This is a genomic window from Marinitoga aeolica, from assembly GCF_029910535.1.
GTDB classification, from domain to species: Bacteria; Thermotogota; Thermotogae; order Petrotogales; family Petrotogaceae; genus Marinitoga; species Marinitoga aeolica.
Window position 1 is genome coordinate 211,572 of sequence record NZ_CP069362.1, and the last position, 15,296, is coordinate 226,867.

General features: G+C 19.8%; 4 protein-coding genes and 1 CRISPR repeat array (1 of these 5 only partly in view). All 4 genes read right to left on the reverse strand.

Translation table 11 applies throughout. The features are described 5' to 3' along the window. Positions 1 to 1,088: a CRISPR direct-repeat array (repeat unit 30 nt; unit sequence GTTTCCATACCTCATAGGTAGATTAAAAAC) (it extends 1,202 nt beyond the left edge of the window). A 318-nt stretch (positions 1,089 to 1,406) separates the two neighbouring features. From JRV97_RS01025 to JRV97_RS01040, 4 genes are read right to left on the reverse strand one after another with little or no spacing between them, the layout of a single operon-like run. Then, positions 1,407 to 9,968, reverse strand: coding sequence for a coiled-coil domain-containing protein (locus JRV97_RS01025; protein ID WP_280999404.1), 8,562 nt, complete (start codon positions 9,966 to 9,968; stop codon positions 1,407 to 1,409). After that, positions 9,965 to 11,104 (reverse strand): hypothetical protein, encoded by a 1,140-nt coding sequence (locus JRV97_RS01030; RefSeq protein WP_280999406.1) that lies wholly within the window; start codon positions 11,102 to 11,104, stop codon positions 9,965 to 9,967. The genes JRV97_RS01025 and JRV97_RS01030 overlap by 4 nt, the downstream gene beginning before the upstream one ends. Further along, complete coding sequence (locus JRV97_RS01035) at positions 11,070 to 13,463, reverse strand: hypothetical protein (protein ID WP_280999408.1); 2,394 nt, start codon at positions 13,461 to 13,463, stop codon at positions 11,070 to 11,072. Before JRV97_RS01035 ends, JRV97_RS01030 begins: the two co-directional genes overlap by 35 nt. Further along, on the reverse strand, positions 13,450 to 15,294 hold the full coding sequence (locus JRV97_RS01040; RefSeq protein WP_280999410.1) for a hypothetical protein: 1,845 nt from the start codon (positions 15,292 to 15,294) through the stop codon (positions 13,450 to 13,452). The genes JRV97_RS01035 and JRV97_RS01040 overlap by 14 nt, the downstream gene beginning before the upstream one ends. Positions 15,295 to 15,296: the final 2 nt, after the last annotated feature.

Here is a 15,296-nt window from a genome sequence, read left to right on the forward strand (position 1 = left end):
AAGAAAATCATTTAAAGAATTTGAGGAGGGTGAGTTTCCATACCTCATAGGTAGATTAAAAACAATATCCAAAACTTGCTAGACCTGACACAAAGTTTGATCGTTTCCATACCTCATAGGTAGATTAAAAACTATATTAAAATTTGATAATTATTCCATTCTGTTAATTTAGTTTCCATACCTCATAGGTAGATTAAAAACGCAAAAGAAAATCATTTAAAGAATTTGAGGAGGGTGAGTTTCCATACCTCATAGGTAGATTAAAAACAATATCCAAAACTTGCTAGACCTGACACAAAGTTTGATCGTTTCCATACCTCATAGGTAGATTAAAAACATAATGAACAATATCAAAGATTTTCTGTTATATGTAAAAAGTTTCCATACCTCATAGGTAGATTAAAAACTTTCACACCTCACAATCTAATAGAAAGGAGATGTTTTTAGTTTCCATACCTCATAGGTAGATTAAAAACGAGGCCGCCGATTTCTAAGGCGGCTTTTGTTTTTTATTTGTTTCCATACCTCATAGGTAGATTAAAAACGAAAAAATGAAGAGAGTGACTATTCCTTTTACAGATGATAGAGTTTCCATACCTCATAGGTAGATTAAAAACAAAGAAGAAGTAAAAGAAGTAAAAGGTGAAGTAATATCGTTTCCATACCTCATAGGTAGATTAAAAACAAAATCACAATAAAAGGTATAGGGCGACCTTAACAGCCGTTTCCATACCTCATAGGTAGATTAAAAACAAATCAGATATCAATAAAGATTATGTAATTATTGATAGTTTCCATACCTCATAGGTAGATTAAAAACATATAGAAGCATTAAGTTCGTTCTTATCAGAAGAAGCAGTTTCCATACCTCATAGGTAGATTAAAAACGTACTTGCATCAATTGAACAGATTGGAAAGTTACAGTTTCCATACCTCATAGGTAGATTAAAAACGAAGAAGAAAAAAAGGTAAAAGAATTTATCCGTGAATGTTTCCATACCTCATAGGTAGATTAAAAACCGAATTATTGAAGAGGCTTTATTAAAATATTTAGAGAGGTTTCCATACCTCATAGGTAGATTAAAAACACGTAGAAATACTGATTATTATTATAACACCTTTTCTTTTCATTTCATTTATCGTGCGGTTTACTAAATATTAAATTCGCTAATGAAAATATTTTTAGAATTTTTTGTGTTTTCCGGATCCCCCTCATTTTTCTTTAATTTTTATGAATTAACCTGGTTGTTACATAGTTACAAAATTGTGATTCACTAATAATAAATATTTTAGACGATTTTTATTTCCCCGGATCTCGGCATATAATTCGTATATCAAACTATATTTTATTTAACATTGTTATTTTTTAGTTTAATTTTTGATAATTATTTAATAAAAAGGGCGATTTAATCATCGCCCTTTTTTTCTACATAAAATTTATTATTTTTATAAATATATTTGTATTTTTTCGAGGAAAAAATTATATCGTTTTCAAACTCTTTTAATTTTTGGTTTCTATATTTTTCCATATTAATAGGTTTACTATTTTCGTATACTATTACATAACCTGTTTTGTCTCTCATGTATATTTTATTTTGATCAATATAAATATCAATTATTATATCATCATAAAAATGATTATTTAAATAAACCCTTTTTAGATTTGGATTAAATTTATTTATAAACATTAATTTATTTTCATATGTATCCCAAATCCATTTATTATCCGAAATTTCTAGCTTCTTAGGCGAGTAATCAACAGTTTTTCCATTTAATACAATAAACTTCTTTTGATTTTTTAAATATTCATCATGAGCATTTAATATCTTTTTTGCACTATTAAATTTTATGATATGATTTTTTGAGAAAATACCATATTGGTTAATGTTGTATAGTTCATCAGTTTTTATTACTTTCCCTAATTTATCAAATACAAAAATATTATCAGTTATACTCTTTTCCATATTTTTAATTTTAATATAATCACCTGAAGATTTAATTCTTTCTTCTATATTCATATTTGGATCAATATATATTTCTAGCAAAGCAGCATTTAGCATGGATTTTTTCATTTTTAATTTATTATACAATTTATTGTCCTTTACAAAATAATTATCAAGAGACCTCGTTGATAAATAATATGGAATTAATGTTTTCTTCCAAGTTCCAGAGTTATTTGATATATATAATGTATCATCAATATTGAAATCTTTTATTATATCAAATATAAATACTCCATTTAAGATTAAATTATCTAAACTAAAATGTTGATATTTAAATTCAAAATTTTCCGATAATTCTTCAGTAAATTTGGTGCCATCATAAGATATTTTTACATTTAAATTTTTAAGTTCTGGCATATTAAATCTAAAATCTTTATTTTTTGTTTTAATAAGCAGGGAATCATTTATTCTCTTTTTATATACAATATTATTTGGTTCTATTAATTCTCGGAAAATACTTTTACTTATTCCATATTTATTTTCTATATAAATTTCATCAGCCTCAAATACATCTATAGGTTTTATGTTATTTAAATCATTTAATAATGATCCGTTAAATTTTAGTTCTACTTTTTTCTTTACCTTAGTCAATTTATTATTTACAAAATCAAATGACCAAAAATCAAATTCATCAGTTTTATATTCATTAGTAGAATTTTTAGTTATTAAATATTCATTATTTTTTGAATCAATAGCTATTATATTATCCTCTTTTAAAAATACACTTTTTACATTTTCCTTTATTTTGTTTATATATATACCATCTTTAAAAACCATTATATTATTGTTATGAATAGATACTCTAATATCTCCAATTGGCTTAATATCAAAATAATCATTAAAGGTTATATTTATATTTTCTTTATCTTGATAAAGATATAGGTTACTTGATAAATCATAAATATTAGATACTGTATAATCTGGATTTAATACTATAGAATTATATATTCTTCCATCCCATTTATTAATCTTATCATCAAAAATATAATATTTTTTATTTGATTTTATGATTATATCATCAAATAGTTTATATGTTTTTTCTATATTCATTGTATTTTTGTACCCCATTCTGCCTGCTTCATATTCATATACTCCGTTATTCGCAATTATCTCTAACTTATTATAATTTGATTTGATATTGAATATTTCATCAAAAAACAATCTTTTTGTTTTAATATTATTATTATAATAATTAAAGGTCATATCATTGGAATCAACTATTTTTAATTCATTATTTTTATACATTAAATCTTTTAAATTATGTATTGATATTAATTCTTTTTCAGAAAGTTCTTTATATTTACCTTCATTAAAGATATACTTTTTATTTAGTATAATTTCGTTTTTAATTAGATCAATACTTTTAGCTTCAAATGGTGCTTTATATAATTCATATTTATTATTATATTTTTTTAATATATTATTAGATTTCAAAAGGAAATAATAATCTTCGTTTTTCTTTATTATATTTATGACATTTTCTAATCCAAATATTTCATTAGATATTTTTGCATCTCTAATACTATAATATTTATTGGCAAATTTTATATCGTAATTATCAAATTTCATTTTCATTTCATCTAGATCTAAAGATAATTTCTGATTATTATATTTTTCAATGGAATTATCCTTTAAGCTAAATATCAATTGTTCATTTTCTAATATAATTAATAAATAATCTAATATTCTCTTTACTCCTATAGCATTTTTTAATTTTTGTCTGATTGTTAGATTATTATCTTTTAACTCAAATATATAATTTCTTGTAATGATGTATTTAGAATTATAATAGGATATTACACTTATAATATCTTCTGATTTGGTTTTTTCAATTTTTTTATTGTTATAATATAATGCATTTTTAGAGCTTTCTTGAGTTTCTAAAATGCCATTATCAATGTCAATATTTACACTATACTTTTTTAAATATTCTGGATAATTTTTAATGTTTGCTAAATCAACTATTTCGTTTTTTATTACCATAGGAGCCTTATAATTATTTTTATCAACTATTTGAATTTCTATATTATTCAATTTGTATAAGAATTTTGAGTTATTAAATACTACATTATTATTATAATATATAGCATTCAAAGGTTTTGCTAATGTGTTATATATATTATTATAAAATTCATCTATATCCATTTTTTTATTGAAATAATAATATTCATTATTATTGCTTTCAAATGACTTAAACTTAGAATCAAAATATATTGCTTGTTTTTTATATATTATATTGCTATCTTCCTTTAAAACATCATTTTCTATTTTAAATATTTTTCCATTAATATTAACAAAAACACCATTGTCTGCTGTAATTAAATCATCAATATTACCTAAATATATATATTTTAAAGTATTGAGGTTTATTATACCAACATTTAGAACATAAGCATAATTATTATATGCTACTTTTGTTATTGCATCAAAATACAATTTTCCACTAATTATTTTCAAACTATTTTCTTTATTAGTAGGAGCAATGGATAGTTTATTTCCTATAACAATTTTATATTTTTCGTCTATTTGATCTTTTAATTCTACAACATCATTTTTAGATATCAGATTTCCAGATATATCATATGCAAAAAAATTACCTTCAAATATTATTTCATTATTTTTTAATGAAAATCTTTTATATATATAGTCATTTATTTTTATATTGTTATAATATATTCCACTTTTAAAACGTGTATACTCAACATTACCCGTATTAGATATTTTTAAACTTCCATAACTATATGGTGAAAATGCTGCGTTAACTCCTAGTATTTTATTATTTGCTAAAATATATGTTTTCCCATTAAGCATAAAAATATTATTATATGTTTTTAAATCAGAACTACCTTTTTCAAAATAATTATTATCTTCAAAATATATATAATTATAATTTTTTATAAACTTTTTCATGTATTGCTTATATGTTTCTAACTCTTTATAATTTTTTCTTATAGACAAATTATTATTCTTACTAATATGTTGTAAATAACCCCTATTATAAGAATATTGCATTATTTCTTGCTTAAAAGAAATAAAATCATATTTTTCAAAAACAATTTCTTCCTTACCACTAAAATCTATAATCTCTTTTCCATTAATTCTATATTTTGGTATTGAAATAACATATTGAGGATAATAATAGTGAAAATTATTCATTAAATCTTTGAATTTTGATAATTCATTTTTTAGTGAACTTTCTTCTTTTTCATATATTTTTAATTTTATAATCAAAACACCCTTTAATTGAATCTGAATATTTTTAAGCTCTTCTAATTCCAAGCTTTTTTGAAATTCTATATTATCTATTTTTTGATTATTGCCATATACCTTTCCCGAGTTTATCATTTTTTCTTTTTCTAATTTTTCTATATTTTTTGTCAATGTTTCTATGCTATTTTTACTGAATGAGAAAAGCTTTAATAAGAAGTTTTTCCCTTTTTTATTTGATTCTATTTTTTCTATTTTTTGTCTGTATTCATTTATTTTATTATCATTTGTTTTTATTATTTCATTTAATCTTTCATTTTCTTGTTTTATTTCCTCTATTTGTGAATTTAAATCAGCTATTTTTTGTTTTATTGTTTCATTCTTCTGTTTTAATAAATTCTCTAAATTTTCTAAGTCTGTTAAATTATTATATTTAATTGCTGTAGCATTAACTGAAAGCCCTTCTAATTCTGATAATTCCGATTTCGTATTATCTATTAGATTTTCTATATCTTTTTCTTTTTCTAATAAATTATTATATTTATTTATTATCTTTTCTTTTTCCTTTTTCCCTTCTTCAGTTAACGTTATTGCTTTTTCTATTGATACATTAGGTTTTATTAAAATATTATTGAAACTAATTTCTGAAATTTCATTTAATGATTTTATGCCATTGTCTGTAATTAAAAGATCATCTATTCTAATAAAATTAGAGTGTATTTCATATTTTTTAAAAGTCCAAGATGAAAAATCTTTTAAATTAAAGACTACCTTATTTTTTGTTGAAACTAAATAGTTACCAATTTTATAATCATATTCAAAATACTCATTAAATAGTGGTTTTTGTAATTTTATACCTGTTTGATCATATAATTCTTTTCCTTTAGAAAATATTTCTATATTATATATCAAATACTTATTATCAATAACTTTATCTTTTTCTTCGATAAGTAGATTTTTATTTATTAAATAATCATTATCTTTTTCATCTTTAATATAATAATTATCTTTGAATCTAAAGACATATTTTATATCTGGCAAATCTGGCAATGTTATTGTTTTTTCTACATTTTTTTTATTATTATAAATCTTTACCTCTTTATTTGTCATAATATATATTTGACTATTAAACACAGTATAATCTATAATATTATCTTCCATATCTACAAAATCATAAAAATCATTAGAAATATCATAATAATATAATCTATCTTTAGAACTTTGCCAAAACAAATATTTATTTTTGGTTATTACATCTTTTATAATTTGATATTTATCTAAATTTTTATTATTTCTATGTTTTTCTACAACATTATGTGACACCAAATCATAAATGTATATATTAGATCTTTTGTCTAAAATGATAATACTGGACTTATCGATTGGATAGAAATACTCTATTTCAGCTTCAATATTATAATTGAAAAACTTTTCCCCATTAATATATACATTATTATCATAATCTGAATAAATGCAATTGTTATTTTTACATACAAAACTTTTCACATTAACATATAAATTTGATTCCTTACCTTTTTCAAACTTATAAACTTTACCATTATTTATCACAAATAAATTATTGTCAATATATAAAAATTCCGGGTTATAATATGTATATTTGCTAAAACCTGTTTTTGAATAAACATATAATGTTTTATTTGAAATTAAATATAAGTAATTATCAATATAATATATTTTATCAACCTTTTTTGGAAATTCAAATATACTTTTTTCATAAATCTTATTTAAGTCTTTATCATACACCATATATTTATTATCGCTATATAGTACTATATTATCCGAATACCAATAATTACTAAAAAAGATATTTATTTCTTTTTTTTCCAATTTATTATTGTATTTTGTGATTTTATTTTTTTGAATAATAATCATTCCATCTTTTTCCGGATAACCTTCTAATACATATGAAAAATCATCTAGTTTTTTCCATGAATAAGTCATTATATTATATTTCAATAATGCTTTATTTGTTAAAACCAATAAAATTTTATGATTTTTATAAATCGCCTTTATATCATCAAGAGATTGATTTATGTTTATAAAATAACCATTATAATTATTATAAACATTAAAATCTGGAATTTCATCTTTTATAAAATTTTTATTATCTAAATAACCAACTTCTCCATTATATTTCTTTATATAAATTTTATTATTTATAAAATTTGAATCAACAATACTTATATGTTCGTTTAAATATTCCCATTTTAAATTATCTGGTGAATAAATAGCATAAAAATTATTTCCTAAAAAATATAATTTGTTATTATAATAGTACACATTTTTCACTATGTGATATTTTAATGGATTAAAATCAAATATAAGATTTTTTTGGTTATTCGATATATTATAAATTTTATGATTTTCTTTTATGTATAATTCATTATTATTAACAGAATATGATGGATTAGCATATGCTTCACTATTCTCTAAAGTAAAAAGATCTAAATTAAAATAATGTAATTTATCTTCATTTATAATATATGCATAATTTTTATCTACTACAACATCTTTGATTTTTATATCAAATGTTGATATATTGTATTTATTCAAATCCATTTTTTCTATACCATTAGTAAAAAATAAATAAAGATTATTGTTATACTGATAACTACTCAAATAATTCCCTTCAACTTTTTTAATATTATCAAAAAGATTTTCATCATTGGTTTTTATATAATTATCAACAGTAAGGTAATAAAATTTATTGTTTAAATATATATAATCCACAACATTTTCTTTTATTTTCTCTTTTTTAAATAGTTTATACAATGTATTATTTGAAATACAGTAATATTCATTATTCACTTCATTTATTTTTTCTATTGGATAATTATATTTTACATTTAATTTATTAAACAAAAATAGTTTGGGGATATACTTATACATTTCCCCAGTCTTTAATCTAAAATATATTTCATTTTTTAATGCAAATAATTGCTCTACATTTGAAAATTCAAAAGGTATTGTACTTTCTTCAAATTTTTTACTCTTACCATATTTATCATAAAAATAATATTCATTATTATCTTTTAAAACAATATAATCACCTCTTGTATTTACTATTTCATTATTACGTGAAATTTCTTTTATTATTTTTGAATTTTCAAAAAAATAGATTTTATTTTTCCCTATTAATGCAAAGTTTGCTTCATCATATTTTTTTACATTTTCAATTTCATCTTCAAATTCTATTTTTGATTTTATTTTATAATTTTCTAAATTTAATATAATTGCTTCCTGTTTATTTACTAAAAGTAGATCTTTATCCAATTTTAGCAGGTATATTAGAGATTTTAAATCAAAATCATAATTTTCTTCAAATAATGTGATTTTTTTGTTATTCTGTAATATATTTAATCTATTTTTAGAATCTATATAATACACAACATTGTCAAAAACATCATATTTATGCACATCTTCTGCCAAAATCCTTTTTTCTTTTAAATCATACATATATAGTTTATTATCAGACAAATAATATATATTTTTATTAAACAATATATTATTAACATTTTTTCCAACTATTTTATATTCTTTTTTTTCAAAATCATATACATAAATAGAATTCTTTGAAATTAATATTAATTTATTATCTTTAAAATGTGATTCTACTATTTCATCAGGGTTAAAATCTTCAAACTTTCCTTTATAACCCTCAAAATACTTTATAGCATTTTTATTTTCAATTTTGTATATATCATTACCTTTTCTGAAATATAATGTTTTGCCATCAAAAAAATAATTATCGTCATAATTATAACTATTATTCCCAAGTACATATATTTTGTCATTAGTTATAACATAAATCTCATCAGAAACATAAAAATCTTTTTTTATTCCATCAATTTTTATATTTTTCCAGGTTCTGTCTTTATATATTGATAATCCATAATCTGTTAGAAGATATATTTTATCATTTTGATATCTAACACCTAAAATATTTTTACCCATAAAATTGTTTTGGGTAAAAACTTTCTCTTTTTTATCAAAAGTATATGAGTATTTGTATATAGAATTATCTGAAACAATATAAATATCATTTTCATCTAGTGATATATCATTTATTTCTTTAAATTCCAAAATTCTTTTTACTGTAAAATCTTTCGGATTAAATACATACATTTCTGTGGCAGTAGTTGTAATAAAATAATTTGGTTTAAAATATATATTCTGAAAATTCTTTTCTATATTTAGCCTTTTTGTAAGACTTGTCCAATAGTTTTTGTTTGTATCATATAAAAAAATATTTCCATCAAATGCTACTATTTTATCTTTGTACTGATATATTTTTTCTCCTATCTTCGAAGGTCCATTGTCATTATTTTTTAAAATAGTATCTTCAATTTTTAAATTGCTATCTCCAATATACACATTATTATTAGTATCTAAAATCACACTTTTATCCTTATATACACTAAAATCTTTTATATTAAAATTTGGAATTGATGAATACTTCAAATTTTTCTCATTTCTTATATGTATATATTTATCATCATTAAAATATACTTTCAAATTATCTGGGTTATTGTTGGTTTCTATATCATTTACATTTTGATAGTTTACTTTTATCGTTTTTCTAGGATCATATTCTATTCTTGATTTTTCATTATTAATATTATAATTGATGAATTTGTATGATAATATTGAAGATAAAATTATTACTATAATTGCAAGAATTTTAAATATATTTGGTTTTTTAAAATTAATAAATGTATATATCCATCTTTTTCTCATATCATACCCCTTTCAATGTATTTATTGAACAAATTTGATGTAGTTCTATTAAGCAGAGTAATTTCAGGATACGATTCTTTTAGTTCTTTATTTTTTTCTAAATCTTCTAAAACATTGTTTATTTTATCTTTAAAAATATAAATAAAATTATATGGATATGTGCTGTATTCTATTTTAGGTAATTCTATATAATATTGATATTCAAAAAGTAAATCTAATAAAAAATATATTTGTGAGTATTCATTAGAATATTTTTGTATATTGTATAATATTGCAGATAATAATATTTCTCTTTTTTGTTCATTATATTCAGAGTCAATATCTGTTGATAATTCTTTTAAATGCGTAAATGATTCTTCATTTATTTCTTCAAATAATTTAAGTATATTTTTTAACTCTTTATTTTGTATTTTATTTTTTATTTTTTCTATTTCATCATTTAAATCTACTTCTAATGAATAGTTCATAGATATTGAATATAATATAGATAACTCTATATTATCTTCTAATTCATCAATCATCTTATTTATTTCACTTTTTAATTTTTCTTTTTTCATTTTAGGTAATTTATGTATAAAATATTCTAAATAAAAATTCCTATTCTCTTTAAAGGTATTTGGTTTGAAAGTTTTTAAAAATATTCTAATTAATATAGGTTTTATATTGTCTCTGAAAATAAAATAGAAAAATAATATTTCACTTGTATAATAAATAAATTTTAACGATGAATAAAAGAAAAATCTAAAAGAATAGATGAAATTAACTATTTTTAAAATATAATTGTCAAAAAAAACAGGATGCATTTGAAGATATATATTAAAAAAGTATAAAAATATCAGAGAAGAACTATGAAAAAAAGCTATTGTTATATTAGAAAAAATAAAACCTTTTAGCGTGTAATTATTTAATATCTTTTCATATGGAATAATTTTTAATTTATTCTTTTTCAAAATATTTAAAGAATAGAAAACTAATAGCAGTATTAATTCACTAACCAGAATTACAGTTTTTTCTTTGATAAAAAATATGGGATTACTCCCCATATAATAATTGGATATCAAATCAAAAAAACCTAGTCCTAATAATATATAAGTTATAAAATTAATTATCCATATTATCAATATTATTGCTATCATTTTTACCCCCATACAGCATTATTTTAATTATTCCAAAAATTCTTGACAAAAAATTTTTATTTTCAATTTTGATTTTATGGGCTATTTTTAATCCGTAAGCTGTTTTATACAAATATTTCAACTTTGGAATTTTCAATTTTGATTTAATTTTTTTATTAATCTTGCTTATTTCCTTATCATAATTCATATATTCTTCTATTTTAATTGAAAGGTCAGCATATCCATATTCTATTTCTTTTATTTTTTCAAAATCTTTAAACAAAATAGCTTTTAATAATGCTTTATATTCATTATGATAATGTTCAATTCTTTGAATTGTATCTTTTAGTAAATTTTTTATATGATTTTTTATATAATCTTCTATAGAATGATATTTTAAATTAGGACGAAAATAAACAAAATTTTTTACTTTTTTCAGTATATTATCAAATTCGTATTTTATTTCGTTATATTGCTTATAATAATCATCAATGAGATTACTAATTTTTCTTGCATTTATTGTTTTTATATTATTTATTTCTTCAATTTTAGAATTATAAATTTTATCTATTTTTTGATTTAATTCATTTTCTTTTATTGGTAATAATGATTTTATTTTATTAATAATTTCAGAGATATCTAAAGTTAAATCTATACTTAATTTATTTTTTATAATTTTAATATCAAATCCTTTTACCTCTTTTTTTATTTCATTTATAAACCCTTTTATCTTTTTATCATAATCTCCTTTTAAATCAACAAGATTTTTTGAATATGATTTATATAATTTTAATGCCTTAATTAAATCAAAAAGATTATTAGAATCTTTTTTTGAATTTAAATCCATTTGATAAGCATCTTTTTGATTTTTTAATTTTTCTAAATAAAAATATATAACATCATTTAAATAATCATTCACTAATTCTTCTAATTTATTCTTATTATCAAAATAATATGAGTATTTATAATTTAATGAAAACTCAGAATTATACTTATCTATTGTTTCTTTAACATCTTTAATATACTTTAATATGTAATCCTTTTTTTTCTTTTTTCCCAAAATTACAAAATCACTTTCAAGTTTTTTAAGAGTAATATTTATTAATTTCCTCAAAATAATCTCATAATTTTCTTTATATTTATCAAATAGTTGTTGTTTGAAAGTTTTAAACTGAATATCTGGTTTAATATTACCCAATTTGTATTTGTTTTCAAAACTCTCCAAAATATTTATTTCATTTTTAATTTCTATTATTGTTTTTTCTAAATCCTTAGAAATGTTTTCATAATAATTTTTTATATTATTATATTTATCAATTACATTATTTTCATTAATTCCAGATATATATTCATCCAATAACTTACTTTTTCTAACTATATAATTTTCTAAATTAGATTTTATTTTAATTATATAATTATTAAACACATTATTTTTAAAATTTTTTATTTTATCAAATAATGCGCTTTGTTCTTTTTCAATATCATTTATAATTTCAATTTTAATATATTTTAAAAATTTTTTCGATTCATTTATACTACTCGATAATTTATTAATTTCTATGTTATATAAAATCACAATATCTTCTAATCCGTTTATAATCTTATCCACTTGTTCTAAATTTAATAAAACTTCTTTTTTTAAATGGATTTTTTCATTGATATTATTTTTTAAATTTTCCATTTGATTATTTAATATGGTAGTATAATAATCTTTTATTTTCTCGCATAAATCACTATAATAAATTTTTATAATATCTTTCATATTATCAACAAGAGAAAATATTTTACCTATATAGATATTATAAAAGTCTAAATCTATTCTTTTTAATTTTTCACATTTAAACTTGGTAAAATCATGATATTGATTAGTAAATTTTTCAAAATCAACAAAAGTATTATCATAATTATTTTTATCTATTAATACTAAAAATTCTCTTGATAAAACGTCAAAAAATTCAATGCTTTTATTTAAATATTGCTTTAATTTTAATAGTTCATCATATGCATAAAAATATTTATTTGATTCGTCTTCTAAATATAAAAGTATTTTGTCAAAATCTTTCAAAACTTCATTTTTATAATAATTATTCACGCTTTCAATTTCTTCTTTTATTTTAACAATTAATAATTCTAACTCTTTTTTTGAGCTTTCTAATTTATATATATTAGCTTCAATATTTTCCAAAACATTATTATTTATTATTGATACTTTTTCTTCTTTGATTTTTATACTTTCATCTAAATGTTGAACAATATTCTCTGTATTCATCTTTTTTTGCAGATTACTTCTTTGAGAATCAATGAAATTTCCTAATTTATTATTTTTAAAATTATCTAGATTTTCATCTATAAAATCTTCATATTCTTTAAACTTCTTCATTCTTTCCCCCTACTTCAGACAATTTTTTGTCTAAATATTCATAATTGCTTAAAATACCATTTAGAGAATCTATTAGATCACTCAAATCGTCAGAAATAACATTAAAATTTTCATTATATTTATTTTTTTCTTCTTCCATATTAGTTTTTAAATTATTCAACAAATTTAATGTATTAAACATCATTTTTTTAGTATTTTCATATTCATCTTCAGTGAGTACTTTAAGTTCATCTGATTCAACGAAATTCTTAATATCTTTATTATAGGTATTTATATTGTTTATAATATTATTTAATAAATTAAATACTGTAGGATTTTCAAAATAATTTTCTATTTTTTCTTTCATTAAATTTAAGTCATTAATAAAAAGTTTTAATTTTTCCTCTTCTTCCTTCATAATATTTATTATTTCTTTCTTACTATTTTCCCATTTTTTAAAAGCTTGATCTATCTCACTATCAATATCTTCAATTATAGAATTATAGAATAATTCCAAATTCTTATCTAAATCTATTTCATATTTAGATCTTTCTTTAATATTAAAATCTTTTATATACATTTCAAAATTTTCAGGACTTTCAAATTTTACATATTTTTCAATAAAATCTTTTAATGTAATTCCAGAATCTTTTTTTATAAACACTCCATATTTATCAAAAAATTTGTTTTTAAAATCTAAAATCAATATATAATCTTCCACATTAATGTCTTCATTTGTAATTGAATTAATAAATTTTTCAAATAACTTATCACTTTTAGATATATTTAATTCTGGTGTTAATTGGTAATTTGAAGGAACTAATACTTTCAATTTAATAGTTGAATAATTTGGATCTTCACTATATTTATACATCATAGAATTTGGAACTAAATAATCTGGGCCATAGAAAAAATAATAATATTTATTTTCTGATTTAAATAAATATACTTTTATTTTGTCTGAATCTTCCGTATCATATAATAACAGTAATGGATATACTTGATATAATTTATCCTCTTCAATTATAAAACCACCCATATATTCCAAATTATTTTCTATTTTATATAATATTCTATCTATATTTCTCAATTCTCTTTCTAATCTTTTTTTTGTATTTTTTAATTCTCTATATGTTTCTTTATAATTCTTTCTTTTTATTAAGTCTAGATTTAAATATAAACTCATAAAATCTTCAGAAAGCTCTTCAAATTTTGCTTTTTCTGAAAAATCAAATTGTATAAAATTATTAATTGTTTGAAATTTGATATTATCAATTATAATATTGTTGTCTATTATCATAATATCCTGAATAAATGTAAATTCATAATTTTGAACACAATATTCATCTTTTACAAATATTCTTGAAAATATCTTCTTTTTAAAATCACACTCTTTATAAACATCATATAATAACGTTTCACCTTGTGCTTTTAGATTTTCCAAAAAAAGCTTTAAACTTAAATGATTATTAAATTTTTCTATTAATAAATAATATGCAATACCATCTTTTGCTATTTTAATGTGTGGAGTATAATATATCATCATTTGTAGAATCTTTTCTAATGTATTACTTTTTTCATCTACAGAAACTTTTAAAATTATATTATTTTTATATTTTCCATATTTAGTTTCAAAAATTTTTGGTTTTATTTTTGACATTAAATTTTTCAAAGTAATTTCAATTGAAGTTTTACATTTATCTTCAGAAATAAAAAAATATTTAAATTCTTTTGAAAGTGTATTTTCAAATATTTCTTCTCCTAATATTTTTTCTTTTTTATCGGTAAAACATAAAAATACTTTTTTTTCTGGATTTTCCTTATACAATCCATATAATTCTCTTATATTCATAT

Coding starts and splice junctions, on each gene's coding strand:
- JRV97_RS01025 (WP_280999404.1), bottom strand. CDS start 9,968: ATGAGAAAAAGATGGATATATACATTTATTAATTTTAAAAAACCAAAT.
- JRV97_RS01030 (WP_280999406.1), bottom strand. CDS start 11,104: ATGATAGCAATAATATTGATAATATGGATAATTAATTTTATAACTTAT.
- JRV97_RS01035 (WP_280999408.1), bottom strand. CDS start 13,463: ATGAAGAAGTTTAAAGAATATGAAGATTTTATAGATGAAAATCTAGAT.
- JRV97_RS01040 (WP_280999410.1), bottom strand. CDS start 15,294: ATGAATATAAGAGAATTATATGGATTGTATAAGGAAAATCCAGAAAAA.